The organism is Kitasatospora sp. NPDC048540 (genome assembly GCF_040651175.1).
In the GTDB taxonomy this organism is placed as follows: domain Bacteria; phylum Actinomycetota; class Actinomycetes; order Streptomycetales; family Streptomycetaceae; genus Kitasatospora.
The window spans coordinates 1-21,228 of record NZ_JBEZIR010000064.1 but is presented as its reverse complement, the minus strand read 5'-3'; the positions used below and the strand labels follow the sequence as shown (position 1 = coordinate 21,228).

Annotated in this window: 13 protein-coding genes; 4 read left to right on the top strand and 9 right to left on the bottom strand. The window is 71.6% G+C overall.

Annotation, left to right across the window (positions count from 1 at the left end; translation table 11 throughout):
• Positions 1-617 precede the first annotated feature (617 nt).
• Positions 618-7,121 carry an RHS repeat-associated core domain-containing protein gene (locus tag AB0D08_RS23680; protein ID WP_359891345.1) on the top strand — a complete coding sequence of 2,168 codons (6,504 nt, stop codon included), beginning with the start codon at positions 618-620 and terminating at the stop codon, positions 7,119-7,121.
• Positions 7,122-7,145: 24 nt separating this feature from the next.
• Positions 7,146-7,577: a hypothetical protein gene (locus AB0D08_RS23675; RefSeq protein WP_359891342.1), complete on the top strand. Its 432-nt coding sequence runs from the start codon at positions 7,146-7,148 to the stop codon at positions 7,575-7,577.
• A gap of 100 nt (positions 7,578-7,677) precedes the next feature.
• On the opposite strand, the gene AB0D08_RS23670 is transcribed toward AB0D08_RS23675, so the two are convergent.
• From AB0D08_RS23670 to AB0D08_RS23640, 7 genes are all read right to left on the bottom strand, one after another.
• Entirely contained in the window at positions 7,678-9,177 is a 1,500-nt protein-coding gene (locus AB0D08_RS23670; RefSeq protein ID WP_359891339.1) for an NCS1 family nucleobase:cation symporter-1, read from the bottom strand.
• Positions 9,178-9,270: 93 nt separating this feature from the next.
• On the bottom strand, positions 9,271-10,287 hold the full coding sequence (locus AB0D08_RS23665) for a TIGR03842 family LLM class F420-dependent oxidoreductase (protein ID WP_359891336.1): 1,017 nt from the start codon (positions 10,285-10,287) through the stop codon (positions 9,271-9,273).
• A gap of 15 nt (positions 10,288-10,302) precedes the next feature.
• Positions 10,303-11,703, bottom strand: a complete 1,401-nt coding sequence (gene hydA, locus AB0D08_RS23660) for a dihydropyrimidinase (protein ID WP_033825523.1) — start codon at positions 11,701-11,703, stop codon at positions 10,303-10,305.
• 11 nt (positions 11,704-11,714) lie between these two features.
• Entirely contained in the window at positions 11,715-12,557 is an 843-nt protein-coding gene (locus AB0D08_RS23655; protein WP_033825522.1) for a nitrilase-related carbon-nitrogen hydrolase, read from the bottom strand.
• 137 nt (positions 12,558-12,694) lie between these two features.
• A complete protein-coding gene (locus tag AB0D08_RS23650; protein ID WP_359891332.1) occupies positions 12,695-13,360 on the bottom strand; it encodes a hypothetical protein in 666 nt (221 codons plus the stop codon).
• Between the two features lie 159 nt (positions 13,361-13,519).
• Positions 13,520-14,323 carry a hypothetical protein gene (locus tag AB0D08_RS23645; protein WP_359891329.1) on the bottom strand — a complete coding sequence of 268 codons (804 nt, stop codon included), beginning with the start codon at positions 14,321-14,323 and terminating at the stop codon, positions 13,520-13,522.
• A gap of 194 nt (positions 14,324-14,517) precedes the next feature.
• On the bottom strand, positions 14,518-15,093 hold the full coding sequence (locus AB0D08_RS23640; RefSeq protein ID WP_359891327.1) for a helix-turn-helix domain-containing protein: 576 nt from the start codon (positions 15,091-15,093) through the stop codon (positions 14,518-14,520).
• A 197-nt stretch (positions 15,094-15,290) separates the two neighbouring features.
• Between AB0D08_RS23640 and AB0D08_RS23635 the strand changes: the two genes are divergently transcribed.
• The gene (locus AB0D08_RS23635) at positions 15,291-16,091 is read left to right on the top strand and encodes an SDR family oxidoreductase (protein ID WP_051814260.1); all 801 of its coding nucleotides are present in this window, start codon (positions 15,291-15,293) and stop codon (positions 16,089-16,091) included.
• Between the two features lie 151 nt (positions 16,092-16,242).
• On the top strand, positions 16,243-18,435 hold the full coding sequence (helR, locus tag AB0D08_RS23630) for an RNA polymerase recycling motor ATPase HelR (RefSeq protein ID WP_359891323.1): 2,193 nt from the start codon (positions 16,243-16,245) through the stop codon (positions 18,433-18,435).
• A gap of 61 nt (positions 18,436-18,496) precedes the next feature.
• Here helR and AB0D08_RS23625 read toward each other — a convergent pair whose 3' ends face one another.
• A complete protein-coding gene (locus AB0D08_RS23625) occupies positions 18,497-18,871 on the bottom strand; it encodes a hypothetical protein (protein WP_033825518.1) in 375 nt (124 codons plus the stop codon).
• A 25-nt stretch (positions 18,872-18,896) separates the two neighbouring features.
• Positions 18,897-21,228, bottom strand: a 2,332-nt coding sequence (locus AB0D08_RS23620) for a polymorphic toxin-type HINT domain-containing protein (RefSeq protein WP_359891320.1), incomplete at its 5' end; no start/stop codon positions are given.

The following is a 21,228-nucleotide window of genomic DNA, read 5'->3' as shown; positions in this document are numbered from 1 at the left end:
GTGTTGACCCACCCATTACTACCCGTTGGTGAATTGACATACCTTAATATTCCATGAGAATAACTCCCGCACGATGATCAAATCACGGGGCGGGGGCCATGGAATCGTCGGTACGGGTCGGACGGAGAAGGGCCGCATGCGGCCGGCCGAGCACGGCGGTGACCACACCCGCCGTCCTCACCGTGAAACCTGCGACTGCATCGCCGGGATCCTCTGCGGGCGATCCGGTCGGGTCCACGGCACCGTCATCGGATCGGCCCGAGAATCCGGCCACCGAGGCCGCCCACCCGGGTCGACGACCCACCTCCCGCCGAAGCAGGCGCGTGAGAACGGCAGTTGGGCCGACATCTCCGCCGCACGGCGAGCCACCACGGTGAACGGCAGCGCCGTGGAGTACCGGCATTCCACGGTCGGCCCTTCGGCCTAGGGCGGATTCCCCTCCCGCGACCCAGCCGGCATCCGGCGCCACCGGGCGCGCGCAGCGGCCCGCAACCCACGTCACCGAACCGACGCGCCTCCAGGCCCGGTCGAGCGTGCCCGCCGGGTCGCCACCCGCGCCCATCTCTCCGACTTCCCCTGATTTCCCTGTTGTTCGAGACACCGAAGGAAGCACACGAATGAGTACGGAACGGGCAGCCGCACGGCGGCCCCGGGCCAGAGTCTCCGCCCTGGTGGCGGCGGCGCTGGTCGGGTCGCTGCTGCCGACACTGCCACTGGCCGCCGCCGCGGCGGCCGCCGACTGGACCAAGCCGTCGGCGGCGTCCCCGGAGAAGCCGGTGAAGGGCTCGACCGGGAAGGTCAAGGCCCTGAAGGCCGACACCACGGTGAGCAAGCCGCAGGCCAATCAGACCGCGTGGCCCGGCGCCGACAGCGCCACGGTCACGCTGCCCGCGGAGGCGGGCAGGGCCGTCAAGGCGGGCAAGCTGCCCGTCTCGCTGGAGCCGGTCACCGCCGCTCCCGCATCCGAGGCGCGGCAGGCCCCGTCCACGGCGTCCGGTGCGCCGGAGGCGGCCAAGGTCGAGGTCCTCGGCCAGGACCTCGCGCGCAAGGCTGGCATCTCCGGGGTGCTGCTGAGCGTCTCGGCACCGCAGAGCGCCGAGGGCACGACCGCGAAAATCGGCGTCGACTACAGCGCCTTCGCGCAGGCCGGCGGCGCCGGGTACGGCTCGCGGCTGCGCCTGGTGCAGCTGCCGGCGTGCGTGCTGACCACGCCCGAGCTGGAGGCGTGCCGTACCCAGACGCCGCTGCCGGGCGGCAACAACGTCGAGCAGCAGACCGTGACCGCGGACGCGGTGACGCTGGCCGAGCCGCGGCCCGCGGGTTCCATGCGGCTCCAGGCGACCTCGGGCCCGCTGACGGTCCTGGCGGCCACGGCCACCACCTCCGGTCCGGTCGGTGACTACAAGGCGACCCCGCTTTCCTCCGCGTCCTCGTGGTCGACCTCGCTGAACAGCGGCTCGTTCACCTGGTCCTACGACATGCCCGTCGCGCCCATGCCGGGCGGACTGACCCCGAAGCTCGGGCTGTCCTACAGCTCCGGCTCCATCGACGGCCGCACCTCCAACACCAACAACCAGGCGTCCTGGGCCGGCGACGGCTTCGACCTGTCCCCCGGATTCGTCGAGCGCACCTACAAGCCGTGCGCGGACGACGGCGCGCCGAAGACCAACAACAACAAGCCCGGTGACCTGTGCTGGGCGACCGACAACGCCACCATCAGCTTCGCCGGGCACTCCGGCGAGCTGATCCCGGTCTCCGGTGACGAGTTCCGGCTCAAGGGCGACGACAACACCAAGGTCGTCCGCCTGCGCGACGGCGCCCGCGGCAACGGCGACAACGACGGCGAGTACTTCCGCGCCACCACCACCGACGGCACCAGCTACTACTTCGGCTACAACCGCCTGCCCAACTGGAGCAGCGGCAAGCCCGAGACGAAGTCCGTGTACACCGTCCCGGTGTTCGGCAACAACGCCGGCGAGCCGTGCAACGGCGCCGACTTCGCGTCCTCGTGGTGCCAGCAGGGCTGGCGCTTCAACCTGGACCTGGTGGTCGACGCCCACGGCAACGACATCACCTACTGGTACACCCCCGAGACCAACAACTACGGCCGCAACCTGAAGTCCACCGACCGCACCCCCTACGTGCGCGGCGGCTCGCTGGAACACATCGAGTACGGCCAGCGGCAGGGCGACCTCTACTCAGCCACCGTCAAGCCCGGCGGCCGGGTGGAGTTCGCCACCGCCGAACGCTGCCTGGAGACCACCGCGGCCAACTGCGACCCGGCGCAGATCGACGCCAAGCGGCAGTACTGGTACGACACCCCCTGGGACCGGAACTGCAAGGCCGGGACCGACTGCAGCGGCCAGTTCTCGCCGACCTTCTTCACCCGTACCCGGCTGACCGGTGTCACCGCCAAGGCCCTTCAGGCGGACGGAAGTTACGCGGCCGTCGACACCTGGGCACTCACCCACAAGTGGGGCACCGCCGACTTCGACTACCAGCTGCTGCTCGACTCCGTCCAGCACACCGGCTCCTCCGCCACCCCCTCCATCACGCTGCCGAAGACCGCCTTCGCCTACAAGCAGCTCGCCAACCGCCTCGACAAGGTCGGCGACGGCCGCGCCCCGTTCATCAAGCAGCGCCTGGGCACCATCACCGACGAGCTCGGCGGCCAGATCGACGTCAACTACAGCGCCGCGGCCTGCGACTGGAACAGCCTCCCCACCCCGCAGACCAACACCACCCGCTGCTTCCCCCAGCAGTACCAGGCCTCCGACGAGACCCCCGTCACCACCGAGTGGTTCAACAAGTACGTCGTCGACGCGGTCATCGCCACCGACCGCACCGGCGGCGCACCCGACATGGTCACCCACTACACCTACCTCGGCGATGCGGCCTGGCACTTCGACGACGAGGACGGCATCACCAAGGAGAAGCTCAAGACCTGGTCCCAGTGGCGCGGCTACGCCCACACCCGGGTCGAGACCGGCGGCGTCTCCGCCATGTCCACCCAGGCCGACCACTACTACCTGCGCGGCATGGACGGCGACCGCAACGACCCCGCCGACAAGACCAAGAAGCGCTCGGTCACGGTCGACGACGGCCAGGGCACCACGCTGACCGACGACGACGCCTGGGCCGCCTACGAGTACCGCACCGAGCAGTACGACAAGCCCGGCGGCAAGATCCTCACCAAGACCGTCAACACGCCGTGGAAGAAGGAGACGGCCAAGCGCGTCCGCGACTGGGGCACCACCACCGCCAACCTCACCGGCACCCAGGCCGGCCGGTCCTTCACCTCCCTGGACAACGGCGCCGGCGCCTCCTGGCGCGAGAGCCGCACCAGCACCACGTACGACGGCTACGGCCGGGCCACCCAGTCCGAGAACCTCGGTGACACCGCCGTCCCGACCGACGACCGGTGCACCCGCACCACCTACGCCGACAACACCGGCGCCTGGCTCCTCGGTGGTGTCGTCCACACCGAGACGGTCGCCGCCAACTGCGCCGCCACCGTCAACCGCGACACCCGCGCCGACGGCTCCTCCGACGTGCTCTCGGACGTCCGGACCCGCTACGACGGCCAGGGCTACGGGGTGGCGCCCACCAAGGGCGACGTCACCCTGACCCAGACGCTGAAGTCGCGCACCGGCAACGCCGCGACCTACCTCGACCGTGCCGCCACCTACGACGTCTACGGCCGCACCCTGACGGCCACCGAGCAGGCGTCCACCACCGTGCAGGACGTCACCGGTGGCACCGCGCCCGTCACCACGGCCTCGCCGGACGCGCGCACCACCACCACGGCCTACACCCCGGCCACCGGTCGCCCGACCAGGACGACCGTTACCCTGCCGCCCGCCAAGGCCGGTGACAGCTCCACCGCGCAGACCACGGCCGTCGACTACGACCTCGGCCGCGGCCTGCCGACCGGCAAGATCGACGCCAACAGCCGCCGTACCGACCTGACGTACGACGCGCTCGGCCGCTCGCTCAAGGTCTGGCTGCCCGACCGCTCCAAGTCGCTCGGGAACTCGCCCAACCACCAGTTCGACTACAACGTCACGGAGGGGCAGATCGCCTCGGTGGCGACGAAGTCGCTCAACGCCGACGGTTCCCAGCAGACCTCGTACACCCTGTACGACGGCCTCGGCCGCGCCCGCCAGACCCAGTCGCCCGGCGACAACGGCGGCCGCGTCCTCACCGACACCTTCTACGACGAGCGCGGCCAGGCCGCTCTCGCCTACGCCGCCTACTACGCCACCGGCGCACCCGCCACGACCCTGTTCAAGGTCGAGGACGCGACCGGCGTCGAGACCCAGACCGCCCAGACCTTCGACGGCCTCGGACGCGTGGTCAAGTCCACCGCCCTGGCCGGCAACGGCGTGGGCACCCCGCTCGCCACCACCCTCACCGAGTACGGCGGCGACCGCGTCACCGTCACCCCGCCGCAGGGCGCCACCCCGACGACCACCCTGGTGGACGCCGCAGGTCGCACCACCGAACTGCGCCAGTACAAGGCGGCCACGCCCGTCGGCGCCTACGACACCACCGCCTACGCCTACGACGCGGCCGGGCACCTCAGCAGGCTGACCGACCCGGCCGGCACCGTGTGGAGCTGGCAGTACGACCAGCTCGGCCGCCAGCGCAAGGCCGTCGACCCGGATTCCGGCACCACGGCCAAGACCTACAACGACCGCGGTGAGCTCACCAGCGCCACCGACGGCCGCGGCAAGACCGTCGCCACCGTCTACGACAACACCTCCCGGGTCGTGGAGACCCGTGACGGATCCGCCACCGGCCCCCTGCTCACCTCGCAGATCTGGGACCCGGCCGGGAACAAGGGGGTGCTCTCCTCCAGCAGCCGCCACGTCACCGTCGGCGGCACGACGTACGAGTACCGCACCTCCTACCAGCTGTACGACGTCCTCTACCGGCCCCGGCGGACCACCGTCACCGTTCCCTCCGTCCCCGGGCAGGAGGGCCTGGCCGGCGCGTACGTCTCGGGTACCGCGTACCGTCTGGACGGCACGACCCAGAGCGCCAGCTACCCGGCGGCCGGCAACCTCGCCGCCGAGTCGGTGTCGTTCACCTACGACGCTCTGCGCCGCCTGACCGCGGCCGGCGGCCTCAGCACCTACCTCACCGGGCAGACCTACAGCCTCACCGGCAAGCCGCTCCAGTCCACGCTGAGCAACGGCACCGCCGGCAAGGAGCTGTACCTCACCAACGGCTACGAGTGGGGCACCCAGCGCCTGACCAGCAGCCGTACCGTCCAGTACGGCGCCGCGACCCCGGCCCGGGCCGCCGCCTACACCTACGACCAGGCCGGCAACGTCACCTCGGTCACCGACACCTCGGCGTCCGGCACCGACCGGCAGTGCTTCCAGTACGACCACCTGGCCCGCGTGACCGAGGCGTTCACCCCCGGCGGCGCCGGCTGCCCGGCCACCCCGGCCGGCACCGCGCTCGGCGGCCCGGCCCCCTACTGGACCAGCTGGACCTACAACACCAACGGCACCCGGGCCACCGAGACCCGCCACAACCCGGCCGGCACCACCGCCCAGGACGCCACCACCACCTACAGCTACCCCGCGGCTGACGCCGCCCGGCCCCACTCGCTGACCGGCACCAGCACCGTCACCGGCGCCCTCGGCACCCCCGTCACCGAGACCTACCAGTACGACACCTCCGGCAACACCACGGAGCGCCATCTCAAGCCCGCCGCCGGCCGGACCAGCGACCAGGTGCTCACCTGGGACGTCGAGGGCCGGCTCGCCAAGGTCGCCGACACCGTCAAGACCACCAGCGGCAGCACCACCACGACCACCGGCAGGACCAGCGACTACCTCTACGACGCCGGCGGCAACCGCCTGATCGGCCACGCCCTCGACACCGCCGACCCGGCGGCCGAGAACTGGACGCTGTACCTGGGCAACACCGAGGTCAACCTGGTCAAGGGCGCCGCCAAGGCCACCGCCACCCGGTACTACCCGCTCGGCGGCGCGACCGCGGTCCGGACCGACGACAACAAGGTCACCTTCCAGGTCAACGACCACCACAACACCGCCGAGCTCGGCGTCGACGCCACCACCGGTGCCGTCACCCAGCGCCGCAGCACCCCGTTCGGCGCCACCCGCGGCACCGCCCCCACCGGCTGGGCCGGCAACCACGGCTTCCTCGGCGGCACCAACGACCCCACCGGCCTCACCCACCTCGGAGCGCGCGAGTACGACCCCGCCACCGCCCGGTTCATCTCCGTCGACCCCCTGCTGGCGGCCGACGACCCGCAGTCCCTGGCGGGCTACACCTACAGCGACAACAACCCGCTCAAGTACAGCGACCCGTCGGGCCTCGCCCTCGAGGAGTGCGCGAGCGGCATGTACCGGTGCCGGGGCGGGACGGAGGTCCTCGGCGAAGGACCGCGGTACCAGGCGATCGTCGCGCAGAACAAGGCCGAGGAGCCGTACCGGCAGGACGCGTTGAGGAGGTACCTGGTGAGCCAGGGGGTCAAGGTGCCCGGCTGGACCGGCACCGCACCGTCCAGCGCCGCGGAGGAGATGAAGAAGGCACGCCGGGCCTACGGCGAGCAACTGGAGCGGGAGTACCGCCAGAACACCAACTTCAAGTACGAGACGACCCCCGGGCAGAAGCAGATCCCGGGAGCCGAGCCGTACGACGAGATCGCGACACACAAGGCCAAGAAGTCCGAACTGATGGTCTGCGCGTACATCGGCGTGGCCGACTGCTACGACGTGAAGCAGATCACCGGCTGGGCCGCCAACGCCGCGGAGGCTGAGTACGATGACGAGGACGGCGAGACCGAACACAAGAACGCGTTCCGGCACTTCACCTGGCAGGCCATGATCACGGCCAAGTACGGGCGCCAGGAGGCCGCGATGGTGGCGGATTCCCACGAGGCGTACGGCGACCGGGAAGGCACGAACTATGCCGACCACCTCTCGGACCTGGTGAACAACGAGTACGGCCGGAAAATGGGGGAGAAGATCGCCGCGGCGAACCGCGGTGCTTCGGATGCCCAGCTCAGGAGCGTGATCGCCGACGCGGCAAGGGATTACCTGACCGGTGGGAACTATGCCCGACCCGATGACTTCAAGTAACCCGCTTCGGAGAGGAGCTGTCGGATGACCGGACCACTGGGGTCACGCCGGGCACGCGGGCGCGTCCTGGCCGCCGCACTGGTGGCAGCCCTGCCGCTGGCGGCCTCGTGCGGCGTGGAGGGCGTGCAGGAGGACGACGACCGGCCACCTGTCGTGGGGGCCTGGAAGTCGCCGAGTTTCGGCACGATCCAGCTTCTGGAGGGCGGCAGGCTCGGCGAGGTGAGCCTGCGTCCCGCCGCATGCGACAGCAAGTCGTCGGCAGCCGCGACGACCTACACCGGTACCTGGACCTACGGAAGGCTGGACTCAGCCGGCGCCGGCGTGGACGTCACGATGACGGCGGCCGCCGGTGGTCCGCCGTGCCAGGTGTTCCTCGAGTTCCTCACGCACCAGGGGCAGGACCGGCTGCACCTGGCCTACGCGCCGGCAAGTGACGAGCCGTTCGTCCGCCAGTAGACCGGACCCCGCGAAGTCACCAGGGGCCGCCACCATCCCACCCGGGATGGGGGCGGCCCCGCTCGCTGTCCGTCCGGCAACGACGGCGATCGTCTCCGCCTCAGCCGCGTTCGGCCCGCGACCCCGTGCTGAGCGCGAGGTACAGCAGCAGCGCGCTTGCCAGCCCCACCGCCCAGCCGTAGTCGGCGAGCGGTTTGAGGGCTGGGATCAGGCCGTCGGCCGGGAAGGGGCCGCCGTGGGAGCCTCCGACGGCCAGGACGCCGCCGACCAGCAGGGCGGTGACGGCCCGCCAGTTCCAGCCGGCGGCGTACCAGTAGCGGCCGCCGGGGAGGTAGAGCTCCGCGAGGTCGAGGGCGGTGCGGCGCAGCAGCCAGTAGTCGGCGATCAGGATGCCGGCCACGGTGCCGAGCAGGCCGCCGACCACGCCGAGCCAGGTGAAGATGTAGATCTGCGGGTCCTCGATCAGTTTCCAGGGGAAGATCAGGATCCCGATCACGCCGGTGGTCAGTGCGCCGGTACGGAAGTTGATGTAGCGGGGCAGCAGGTTGGCGAGGTCGTAGGCGGGGCTGACCACGTTGGCGGCGATGTTCACGGACAGGGTGGCGATCAGCACGATGAAGAGGGCGAACAGGATCCCGGCGGTGCTGTCCATCTTGGCGGCCAGCGCGATCGGGTCCCAGATCGCCTCACCGTAGACGGCCTGGGAGCCGGAGGTGACCAGGACCGAGAGCAGGGCGAAGAGTGTCATGGTGGTGGGCAGTCCGAGTGCCTGGCCGCGGATCTGGGCGCGCTGGCTGCCACCGAAACGGGTGAAGTCCGGGATGTTCAGGGCGAGCGTCGACCAGAAGCCGATCATGCCCATCAGGGCGGGGAAGAAGACCTGCCAGAACTCGCTGCCCCAGCCGAGCTTCGAGGGCTGGTCCAGGAGCGGCCCGAGGCCGCCCGCCTCGGCGGTGATCCAGGCCAGCAGTGCGAGGGCGCCGACGATCACCACCGGGGCCGCCCAGTTCTCGAACCGGCGCAGGGTCTCCATCCCCCGGGCGATGATCGCCATCTGGATCGCCCAGAAGAGCAGGAAGGACAGCCACTGCGTCCACGGGTGACCGCCGATCTCGGCGGCCGTCTGCCAGCCGTGGCCGAGCAGCTTCCCGGCCAGCAGGAAGATCCCCTCGCCGCCGATCCAGGTCTGGATGCCGAACCAGGCGCAGGCCACCGCCGCCCTGATCATCGCCGGGAGGTTGGCGCCGCGCAGCCCGAACGAGGCGCGGGCGAAGACCGGGAACGGGATGCCGTACTTCGTGCCCGCGTGGCCCGTGAGGATCATCGGGACCAGCACGATCAGGTTGGCCAGGGCGATGGTGAGCACCGCCTGCTTCCAGTCCATGCCGAGTGCGACCAGGCCGGAGGCCAGGGTCCAGGACGGGATGTTGTGGGCCATGCCGACCCAGAGCGCGATGAAGTTGTAGGTGGTCCACCGGCGGCGGGCGACGGGGACCGGGCGGAGGTCCTCGTTGGCGAAGCGGTGGTCGGAGAGGTCGGCGCCGTCGGCGAGTTCGACCCGGCCGTCCGGTTGGGTGGTCTGCGCTATGGGCGTGGACATGGGCGGCTGCCTCCGGGTGTGGGGGTGGCGGCCACCCGTACGAGGGGTGGCCGCCGGGAGCAGTCGGGGTCGGACGCGGGGTCGGAACGCGGGTCAGGCCAGCGTCGGGATGACCTGCTCGCCGTAGGCGTCGATGGTGGCCTCGACGGCGTCGTGCATGGCGTAGACGGCGAACTGGTCGACGCCGAGCTCGCGCAGGTGCGCGAGCTTGGCGCGCTGCGCCTCGGGCGGGCCGATCAGGCAGAACCGGTCGACGACCTCGTCGGGGACGAAGGTGGTGTCGGGGTTCCCGGCCCGGCCGTGGTGGCTGTAGTCGTAGCCCTGGCGTTCCTTGATGTAGGCGGTGAGCTCCTCGGGGACCATGCCGGAGTGTTCGCCGTAGCGGCCGACCAGGTCGGCGACGTGGTTGCCGACCATGCCGCCGAACCAGCGGCACTGCTCGCGGGCGTGGGCGAGGGCCTGCGGCGAGTCGTCGGCGGTGACGTAGGCGGGGGCGGCCACGCAGATGGTGACGGAGGCGGGGTCGCGCCCGGCCTCGGCGGCGGCGTCGCGGACCGCCTTGACCATCCACTCGGTCAGGAACGGGTCGGCCAGCTGCAGGATGAAGCCGTCGGCCTGACGGCCGGTCAGGGCGAGCGCCTTGGGGCCGTACGCGCCCATCCAGACCGGCAGTTCGGCGCCGGGCCGGACCCAGGGCAGGTGCATCTCGGTGCCGTCGACCTCGACGGTGCGGCCCTCGGCCAGCTCCTTGATCGCGTGCATCGCCTCGCTCAGCCGGGCCAGGGTGGCGGGTTTGCGGCCGGCCACCCGCATCGCGGAGTCGCCGCGGCCGATGCCGCAGACGGTGCGGTTGCCGAACATGTCGTTGAGGGTGGCGAAGAGGGAGGCGGTCACCTCCCAGGTGCGGGTGGAGGGGTTGGTCACCATCGGGCCGACGGTGAGCCGTTCGGTCTCGGCGAGGATCCGGCTGTAGATGACGAAGGGTTCCTGCCAGAGCACCGCGGAGTCGAAGGTCCAGCCGTGGCTGAAGCCGGCCGCCTCGGCACGCTTCATCCGGTCGATCAGCAACCGTGCGGGCGGGTCGGTCTGGAGGACGAGTCCGATGTCCACGCTTCTCCTTAGGTGTCAGCCGAGGTACTGGCAGGTCGCGCGGGGCTGGTAGCGGCCGTGGCCGGCGCGGCCGAGCCAGGCCTCGCCGTCCAGGACCACGGTGCCGCGGGACAGCACGGTGCGGACCTTGCCGGTGATCTCCCGGCCCTCGTACGCCGAGTAGTCGACGTTCATGTGGTGGGTGGTGGCGGAGATGGTCTGCCGGGCGGTCGGGTCGTAGATCACGATGTCGGCGTCGGCGCCGGGGGCGATGGTGCCCTTGCGCGGGTACAGGCCGAACATCCGGGCCGGGGCGGCGCAGGCGATCTCGATCCAGCGGCGGCGGGTCAGGTGGCCGTCGACGACGGCCTGGTGCAGCAGGTCCATCCGGTTCTCCACGCCGGGCAGACCGTTGGGGATCTTGGAGAAGTCGCCGCGGCCGAGCTCCTTCTGCCCGACGAAGCAGAACGGGCAGTGGTCGGTGGAGACCACCTGCAGGTCGTCGGTGCGCAGTCCGCGCCAGAGCGCGGCCTGGTGTTCGCGCGGGCGCAGCGGGGTGGAGCAGACGTACTTGGCGCCCTCGAAGTCCGGTTCGGCGAGGTTGTCGGTGGACAGGAACAGGTACTGCGGGCAGGTCTCGCCGAAGACCGGCAGTCCTTCGCGGCGGGCGGCGGCGAGTTCGGCGACGGCGGACGCGGCGGAGACGTGCACCACGTACAGCGGGGAGCCGGCCACCTGGGCGAGTTTGACGGCCCGGTGGGTGGCCTCGGCCTCGAGCAGTTCGCGGCGGACCTCGCCGTGGTAGCGGGGGTCGGTCTTGCCTGCGGCGAGGGCCTGTTCGACCAGGACGTCGATGGCGATGCCGTTCTCGGCGTGCATCATGATCAGGCCGCCGTTGTCGGCGCTGCGCTGCATGGCGCGCAGGATCCGGCCGTCGTCGCTGTAGAAGACGCCGGGGTAGGCCATGAACAGTTTGAAGGAGGTGACGCCCTCCTCGACCAGCAGGTCCATCTCTTTGAGGGTGGACTCGTTGACGTCCGACATGATCATGTGGAACGCGTAGTCGATGGAGCAGCGGCCCTCGGCCTTGTCGTGCCAGGTGTCCAGGCCGGCCCGCAGCGGGGCGCCGACGGACTGGACCGCGAAGTCGACGATGGTGGTGGTGCCGCCCCAGGCGGCGGCCCGGGTGCCGGTCTCGAAGGTGTCGGAGGCGGCGGTGCCGCCGAACGGCAGCTCCATGTGGGTGTGGGCGTCGACGCCGCCCGGGATGACGTACATCCCGGTGGCGTCGATGACGCGGTCGGCGCTCCAGCCGTCGGCGACCGAGCTGCCGGTGGCCGCGAGGGCCATCACCTGCTCGCCCTCGATCAGGACGTCGGCGCGCATCTCCTCGGCGGCGGTGACCACCAGGCCGCCCTGGATCACGGTGCGGGTCATCGGGTCCCCTCTCAGGCCTCGGTCAGCGGCAGGTAGGCGTCCGGGCGGCGGTCGCGGTAGAACGCCCACTGCTGGCGGACCTGCTCGATCACGTCGAGGTCGAGGTCGCGGACCACCAGCTCCTCGTCCTTGTCGGAGGCCACGTCGCCGACGAACTGGCCGCGCGGGTCGACGAAGTAGGAGGTGCCGTAGAAGTCGTTGTCGCCGTACTCCTCGACTCCGACCCGGTTGATCGCGGCGATGTAGTACTCGTTGGCGACGGCGGCGGCGGGCTGCTCCAGCTGCCACAGGTACGCCGACAGGCCGCGGCTGGTGGCGGAGGGGTTGTAGACGATCTCCGCGCCGGCCAGTCCGAGCGCCCGCCAGCCCTCGGGGAAGTGCCGGTCGTAGCAGATGTAGACGCCGACCTTGCCGACCGCGGTGTCGAAGACCGGCCAGCCGAGGTTGCCGGGCTTGAAGTAGTACTTCTCCCAGAAGCCCTTCACCTGCGGGATGTGGTGCTTGCGGTACTTGCCGAGGTAGGAGCCGTCGGCGTCGATCACGGCGGCGGTGTTGTAGTAGAAGCCGGACTGCTCGACCTCGTACACCGGTACGACGATCACCATGCCGAGTTCCCGGGCCAGGCCCTGCATCCGCTGCACGGTGGGCCCGTCCGGCACCGGCTCGGCCCAGGCGTAGTGCTCGGGCTCCTGGACCTGGCAGAAGTACGGGGCGTTGAAGACCTCCTGGAATCCGATGATCTGCGCGCCGTCGGCGGCGGCCGCGCGGGCCGCCCGCTCGTGGGCGTCGATCATCGTCTCCTTGTCGCCGGTCCATGCGGTCTGGAACAGCGCGGCGCGCACCACTCGGCTCATCGGGTTCTCCTTCGACGAAGGCGCTCTAGACCGTCGACAGTAGAAGTTCCCGGGCCCGGTGTGCAGTGCCACGCTGTAACGCCACGCGGGTCATTTCGTTCCGCCGCGAAATGGTGACCGGCCGATGATCGGACCGGTCAGAAGAGCGTCCCGGTCAGGGCGGCCACCCCGCCCAGCACCAGCCCGGCCCGGATCGCCCGGCCGAGTGCCGCCAGGTCTCCCGGATCGGCCGCCGGTTCCTCGGGCGGGAGCACCGCCAGCAGGACCCGGCGCTCGGTGTGTGCCGCCCGACGCCAGGGGTGGGTGGTCGGGTGGCCGCCGGGATTGGCCCACCACGGGCCCGTCGGGGCACCGATCGCGGTGATCCGCCCGGCCGCCGTGTGCACGGTCCAGCCGGGCAACTCCCGTGCCGGGACCACCCCGAGCAGGTCCAGTGGCGGCAGGCCCTCGGTCCAGCGGTCCGCGAGGTGCCCGAGCAGACCGCCCGGGTATGGCGCGCCCGGGTGGAAGAGCAGCGACGGCAGTTCCTCGCCCGGCACGCCCGACATCCCGGGGTCCAGCCGGTCCGCGCCGCGGGGCCGGTCGTCCGGCCGCCAGGCCGCCGCCTCGGGCAGGCCGAGCCGTACCCGGGCCGCGGCGATCTGGGCGGGCGCCCAGACCCGGGAGGGGCCGCACGCGGTGTGGGTGCGCACCGCGGTGTGCTGGTCGCTGCGGGGCCCGTCGATCCGTACCCCGTCGGCCGCCGCCGGGCCGGTCGGGTCCACCGGCCGGTCGCACAGCGGGCAGGGGGCGCCGTCGGGCACCGGTGCAGCGTCCGCGAGCAGCCGCCGGACGCCGGGGTTGCCGGGGGCTGTGCCGTCCGCGGCGGGCCCGCTCCAGTGCTCGTTCAGGACGGTCTCCTCGGTCGGGCGGGCCGCCGGGCACCGGGGCGGTGCGCGGGGCGCACACACCCTAGTGCCGCGTCAGTCCTCGCCGAGTGCGGTCAGCGGATTCTCGCCCTGCCAGAACTCCGGTCCGTAGTTCGGACGCAGGAGTTTGAAGATCTCGCCCCGGAAGAACGCGGTGACGGGCCAGGGCCTGCTGTAGATGAGCATGTCCTCGATCTCCGCGTCGCCGTTGAACCGGAACACGGCCGCCACCTGCCAGGTGTGGCCGTGGACGTGCAGGTCGTAGGCGGCCACCACGTGCTCCCCGGCCTGGGTGAAGATCCGGTAGCCGGGTTCGCCGCCGACCTGCTCCACCGCCTGGAGCACGGCGGCGACCCGGTCCCGCCCGGACACGGTCGCGGTGAGGACCGGCGAGTGGAAGGCGACATCGGTGGCGAGCCCGGGCGCGGCGGCCGGCAGGTCGAGGTAGCCGTCGGCGGGGCCGCTCGGGACGTACGGGGTGGACACGTCGATGTCCTCGGCGAGCACCTGGTCGACGGGCACCATCTTGTCCCGGGCCAGCGCCACGAACGGCCACGGCCGCGCGTAGGCGTCCACCGCCTGGTAGGTGCCCTCGGGTCCCGGGGTCAGGACCACGAGCAGCCCTACCGGATGGCCGTCGACGGAGCCGGCGAAGGTGACGACATGACGTTCCTCGCCTTCCAGGACGAACTCGGGTTGCGCGATCGAGAACGCCTCGGCGAGCTCGCGCAGGAAGGCCGCCGCACGGTCCCGCCCGACGAGCCGGTTCATCGTCAGCGGCGTCGCCAGGGATACGGAGGCGGACAGCGCTTCGGGGTGTGCGCCCAGTGCGGCACGGGCGAGGGATTCACGGCTCATGGGAGATCTCCCCTGGTCCGGTGGTGGGATCGGCGTGATCCCCGGCGCGGCGCCGCCATCGCCAGAACACGCGACCATGCATCAAGATCACGTATTGCGCTACCGCGATTCCATGTCTGCGGTGCCGCCCGCGCCGCTGCCGGGAGTACGGCAGGCCGACGCGGTGGTCCGGCGGCCGGATCCGGGGGCGCCGGTCAGTTCCGTACGGTGCAGAGGCCGTCCAGGGTGAGGTCGAGCAGTCGTTCGGCCTGCGCCCGCTGGTCCGGCTTTCCGGAGGCGAGGGCGATGCCGGTGAGGGCGGCGAACATGTCGTCGGCGCCGACGTCGGAGCGGACGGTACCGGCCTCGACCCCGGCGGCCAGCAGCGAGGTGAGCGCCTCCAGCATCAGTTCGCGGCTGCGCGCATAGGGGTTGACGCCGGATTCGACGAGGGCACGCAGGGCGTCGGCCATGCCGAACTTGGCGGTCGCGTAGTCGATGAAGCGCCCCATCCAGGCGCGCAGGGCCTCCCGCGGCGGGAGCGCGGCCAGCAGTTCGGTGGCGGCGTCGCAGAGCCGGCTCAGCTCGTTGCGGTAGGCGGCCTCGATGAGCACGTCGCGGGTGGGGAAGTTGCGGTAGAGCGTGCCGGAGCCGACACCGGCCTCCTTGGCGATCCGCTCCAGGTGCGCGTCCAGCCCGTCCTCGGCGAAGACCCGCACGGCGGCGGCGAGGATCTTGTCCCGGTTGCGCTGTGCGTCGGCACGTAGCGGGCGGCCCGTCTCGCTGGGCATCTGCGGTCTCCTGTCGTCCGGCTTGCTAACCGGAGGCACCTCCACTTAGAGTCCAGGAACCGGAGGCGCCTCCGTTTCCACTCTAGGGCACGCCTGCCCGCACCCGCCCGCCAGGGGCCTGCCAGGGCACACCCGCGCACGCCCGGGCCACCCGCACCGGCCGGCACCCGGCACCCACCCCCTCCCAGGAGCACCCCATGCCCGCTTCGCCGACGACCCTCCCGACCGCCCCCGCCGCGGCCCTCCCACTCGAAGGAAAGGTCGCCGTCATCACCGGCGGCGCGTCCGGGGTCGGCCTGGGCATCGCCCGGGAGTTCACCGCCGCCGGGGCCCACGCGGTCATCACCGACCTGCGGCAGGACGCACTCGACGCGGCGGTCGCCGCGATCGGCCCGAACTGCTCGGGGATCGTCGCCGACGTCACCCGGCTCGCCGACATGGAGGCCGCCTACCGGCAGGTGACGGAACGTCACGGACGCCTCGACGTGGTCGTCGCCAACGCCGGGATCGGCGCGCACGCCCCGCTCGGCGCGATCACCGAGGAGCAGTTCGAGCGGACCTTCGACGTCAACGCCAAGGGTGTCCTGTTCACCGTCCAGCCGGCGCTGGAACTGCTGCCGCCCGGCGGCGCCGTCATCGTCATCGGCTCCACCGCGTCCATCCGCCCGCCACGCGGGATGAGCCTGTACGGCGGCTCCAAGGCCGCGGTACGCGCCTTCGTCCGGGCCTGGATCCAGGACGTCAAGGGCTCGGGGATCCGGATGAACATCCTCAGCCCCGGCGCGGTCGACACCGACTCCCTGCGCAGCGCCCTGGCGATGGCGCAGGGCGCCGAGCAGGTCGAGGCCGCCGTCAGGTCCATGGGCGAGGGCAATCCGACCGGCCGGATCGCCGACCCGCGCGAGCTGGGCCGGGCCGCGGTCTTCCTGGCCGGCGACGCCGCGAGCTTCGTCACCGGCATCGAACTCTTCGCGGACGGCGGCATGGCCCAGGTCTGAGCAGACCGGGCGAACACGAAAGGCAAGGAGCGAAACCCACTCCTTGCCACTCCTAACGTATAGCGCACCGGGGGCCTTGCGGCAAGGCCCCCGGTGTACCGCAGAATCGCTGGCCGAAGCCGGAAACCGCGGATACGGGGAGATCGACGAAGTGCCTGCGTTCCTGTCATCAGATGAACCTGCCGCCGCTACGGCCACCAGCGCGTTCGACCTGCCCGAGCGGCTGCGCGCCAAGGCCGACCCGGCCCTGATCGCCGACGACGAACGGCACTTCGCGGCCGTCGCGCAGAGCCTCGCCGCGACGATCGCCGAACTGTCCGACCGCCTCGACGCCACCCGCCGCACACCCGGCGGCGCCGGCCGGGAAGCGATGGACCGGGACGCGGAGATCCACCGGCTGACCGGCCGGCTGCGCGCGCTGCGCCGCTTCGGCCTGGACCTGTGCCTCGGACGCATCGTCGCCGCCGACAGCCCCGAGCCGCTGTACATCGGCCGGCTCGGCCTCACCGACAGTACGGGCCGCCGGCTGCTCACCGACTGGCGCTCCCCCGCGGCCGAACCGTTCTTCGCGGCGACCCACGCCGACCCGATGGGCCTGGCCAGCCGCCGCAGGTACCGCTGGACCGGCGGCCGGATCGGCGACTACTGGGACGAAGTGTTCACCGCCGACGGGCTGGAGGGGCACGCCGCCCTCGACGACCAGTCCGCCTTCATCGCGAGCCTGGGCGCCCACCGCTCGGCCCGGATGCGCGATGTGCTCGCCACCGTCCAGTCCGACCAGGACGCCGTCATCCGGGCGGGCTCCCGCGGCGCCCTCGTCGTCGACGGCGGCCCGGGGACCGGGAAGACCGTCGTCGCGCTGCACCGCACCGCCTACCTCCTCCACTCCGACCCGCGGCTCGGCCACCGCCGGGGCGGCGTGCTGTTCGTCGGCCCGCACCAGCCGTACCTGGACTACGTTTCGGACGTCCTGCCCAGCCTCGGCGAGGAGGGCGTACGGACCTGCACCGTGCGCGACCTGGTCGCCGAGGGACCCTCCGCGGCCGTCGAGTCCGACCCCCTGGTGGCCCGGCTGAAGGCGTCCGCGGAGCTGGTGAAGGCCGTCGAACCGGCCGTCGGGCTGTACGAGGAGCCGCCCACCGAGGGGATGACGGTCGAGACCCACTGGTCCGACCTCTGGCTGGACGCCGACGACTGGGCCGCCGCCTTCGCCGCCCCCGACCCGGGCACCCCGCACAACGAGGCACGCGACCAGATCCTCGAGGAACTGCTCGCCATCCTGGCGGACCAGGACGACAGCGAGGCGCCGCCCGAACTGCTGCGCAGGTCACTGCTGCAGAACCGGGAGCTGCTCGGGGCGCTCGACCGGGCCTGGCCGATGCTGGAACCGACCGACCTGATCGGCGACCTGTGGTCGGTGCCCGCCTACCTGCGCAGGTGCGCGCCCTGGCTGGCCCCCGACCAGGTCCGCGCGCTGCAGCGGGCGGACGCCCAGGCCTGGACGGTGTCCGACCTGCCGCTCCTGGACGCCGCCCGGCAGCGGCTCGGCGACCCGCACGCGTCCGTGCTCCGGCGCCGGCAGCGGGCCGCCGTCGCCGCCGAACGCGAACGGATGGCCGGCGTCATCGACAGCGTGATCGCGGCCGACGACGACGGCGAGGGCGCGGTCACCATGCTGCGCGGCCAGGACCTGCGGGACGCCCTGGTCGACGACGGCGCGCTGCCGGGCGCCGAGACGGACCCGCTGGCCGGGCCGTTCGCCCACATCGTCGTCGACGAGGCCCAGGAACTGACCGACGCCGAGTGGCAGATGCTGCTGCTCCGCTGCCCGTCCCGGAGCTTCACCATCGTCGGGGACCGCGCCCAGGCCCGGCACGGCTTCACCGAGTCGTGGCGGGAACGGCTGACCCGGGTCGGCTTCGACCGGATCGAGGTGGCCTCGCTGAGCGTCAACTACCGCACCCCGCAGGAGATCATGGCCCAGGCCGAGCCGGTCGTCCGGGCCGCGCTCCCGGACGCCAACGTGCCCGTCTCCATCCGCAGCAGCGGCATCCCGGTCCACCACGGCACCATCTCCGAGCTGGACGGGATCCTCGACGGCTGGCTCGCCGAGCACGCCGAGGGCACCGCCTGCGTGATCGCCGCCGCCGACGCGGCCCCGGGCGGCTTCCGGGCCGATCCCCGGGTCCGCTCGCTGACCCCGGAACTGTCGAAGGGGCTGGAGTTCGACCTGGTCGTGCTGATCGACCCGGAGTCCTTCGGCGAGGGCGTCGAGGGCGCGGTCGACCGCTACGTCGCGATGACCCGGGCGACCCGCCGACTCGTCGTCCTCACCGGCCCCTGACCCCGGCGGAGAAACCGGTGACGGCCCGCCCCCACGGAGGGGACGGGCCGTCACGGGCCGGTCAGGCCCGGGGTGGCCGGTCGGTCACGGTGTTGTCCGGCCACGGAGGGTCGGGGAGGGAGTCCACCAGGGCTTCCACCCTCCCCGCCACCGCACGCAGCACGGCCGTGAACTCCTCCATCGGCACCTCACCCCGGCGGTACGAGTCGAACCCGCCGTGCAGGGCCTCGTGCTGTTCGAGGAACGCGTCCAGAAGATCCAGGTCGGCCTCGGACGAGCCGGCGGCGGAGAGCCTCCCCACCACCGCGAACCACCACGAGATCCGTGCGTCGGCCAGCGTGATCCGTCCGGCCAGTTCCCTGACCGGGAAGGCCCATGCCTCCGGCCAGGTCCTCAGCTCGGTCATCAGATCGGTGAAGGACGGTTGATCGCTCACGGAAATCGGTGCTGCTTCCTTCTGCTCACGGGAAGTTCTTCCTGATCCAGCCGACGATACTCCTCCCGCTGGGCAGCGGTTCGCCGCCTCCTGCCTCGATGACCCTGCTGCAGTACGTCAGGCAGCTGTTCGAGAGCGCGTCGTAGGGTCCCTGTCCCGCACTCCCCCGGTAGGCCTTCTTGGCATAGGCGATGGCGGCGGCGGGGTTCGGCAGTGGCACCGTCGTCGACCCCCGGTAGCTGCCGACGTAGTTCGACGTGTGCGCCATCGGCTTCAGCGTGCCGTTCGGGTTCATGGCGTGGGTGTTGTACGACTCACCGTTGGCCGTCCTGATCTCGACCGTGTAGTGCTGTCCGTCCTCCAGCTCGAACTTGTGGACGGTCGCCGTCCCCGGGCAGTTGTGGACGAGGACCGGTGTGTTGCCGGCCAGCACGTAGTAGGTGTGGATGTCGTCGACGGTGAGGTTGTAGGCCGTCTGCGGGGCGGTGCGGTAGTTGTGGACCGACTCGACCGTGGCGGTGGTGCCGTCCGCCTGGCGGAGTTGGTCGCCGGCGGTGAGGTCGGCGGCGTCGGTCCAGCGGTTGGTGGTGAGGTCCCAGGCGGGGTGGTGCTGGGTGGACGTCAGGGTCGCGGGCGGTGCCCGGTCCCCGTTCGAGGCTGAGATGGTGAGGTCGGTGAACTCCTGGTCGTCCGGGGTGGTGATGGTGGCGACGACCTGCTCGGGGGCGGTGGTTCCGGTCTGCGGGTCGGTCGCGGTGACCTGGTCGGCGGTGGTGAGCTGGTCGATCGGCTTGGTGCTGCCGTCGCCGAGCAGGACCTGCGTCCCGGCCGGGAAGCTGTTGCACGGGCCCTTCGGGCCCTTCGGGCCGATCAGGCCGTCGGTCATGGCCATGGCCGCGCCCCAGGCCGCTCCGGTGGCCTCGGCCGTCAGCTGGCCCTTGATGGAGTGGTCGGCGTTGCCGTCGAGCATGTTGTCCAGGCCGGAGCCGAGGGCTCCGACGGCTGCGCCGCAGCCTGCGACGGCCGCGACGGCGGTGGCTCCGCCGGTTTCGAGGGCGCCTGCGGCGCCGCCGGCGTAGCACATGGTGCCTGCGGCGATCTCCACGGTGGTGACCACGATGGCGCGGACGGCCGGGTGGTCGGTGGTGAAGTTCTGGGTCCGCTTGGCGCCGTTGCTGATGTGGCATCCGGCGCCGTCGAGGGAGAACCAGCTGCCGCACTTCTTGGTGCCGCGGCCGTTGCCGCCGCCCCCGCCACCGCCGCCGTTGCCTCCGCCGCCACCGTCACCGCTCTTGCCCGGCTTGCCAGGCCGCTGGTTGACGGTGAAGACGGTGCCGATGTTCTGCGAGGTGGCCGGTGCGCACGGCGGGTGCCAGTTGGTCGCGCAGTCACTGGTGCCGTGCAGACCGGTGCCGCACTCGTAGGCGAACGCGCTGCATCCACCGGGGAGGCCGCCGCCACTGGGTCCGTCGACCTGGGTGCCCATGTGGGAGCAGTGGTACAGGCCGCTAGCGCACTCCTCCAACTGGAGGCCGCTGGGGTCGGAGGCGTTGATGGGGTTGTTGTTGCTGTAGGCGTAGCCGTTCCACTGTTGTGGGTCGTCGGCGAGCATGAGGGGGTCGGGGTTGAGGAAGCGGCCGTGGACGGGGTCGTATTCGCGGGCGCCGAGGTTGGTCAGGCCCGTGGTGTCGTCCTTGGTGCCGCCGACGAAGCCCTTGTCGCCGGCCCAGGTCCCGGTCGCGGGCTGGGTGCCGCGGGGGTTGCCGAAGGGGTCGGTGGGGCGTCGGGTGACGGTCTGGGCGGCGTCGGTGTCGATCTGGACGCCGTTGGTGCCGTGCGGGTCGGCGCACTGGTAGACCAGCTGGCCGCCGGCCTGGGCGGTGACGCGGGTGATGGTGATGCCGCCGGGGGCGGGGTAGGAGCGGACGTCGGACATCGAGCCGGTGGCGGTGTCGAGGGTGAGCTCGTCCACACCGAGGTTGATGGTGGTCTTGCCGGGGTTGCGGCGGATCAGCTGGTTGCCGTCCGCGTCGTACAGGTACGACGTCGCCTGTGCCTGGCCGGTCTTGCTGACGGAGTCGAGCTTGTCCTCGCCGTTCCAGGTGAGGGTGGTGGTGCCGGTGGTGTCGGTGACGCTGGTGGTGTTACCGGTGGCGTCGTACTGGTAGGAGGTGGTCTTCGGTCCGGTGGGCGAGCTGGTGGAGCTGGTCAGCAGGCCGTGCGGGCCGCCGGTGCCGCCGCCGGTGTTCGGGGCGTTGGTGGCGGTGTTGACGCTCTTCGGGGTGCCGAAGGTCTGGGTGGTGGTGACGTCCTTGGACGTGTCACCGGTGACGTCGTGCTGGACGAGGGAGGTCCGG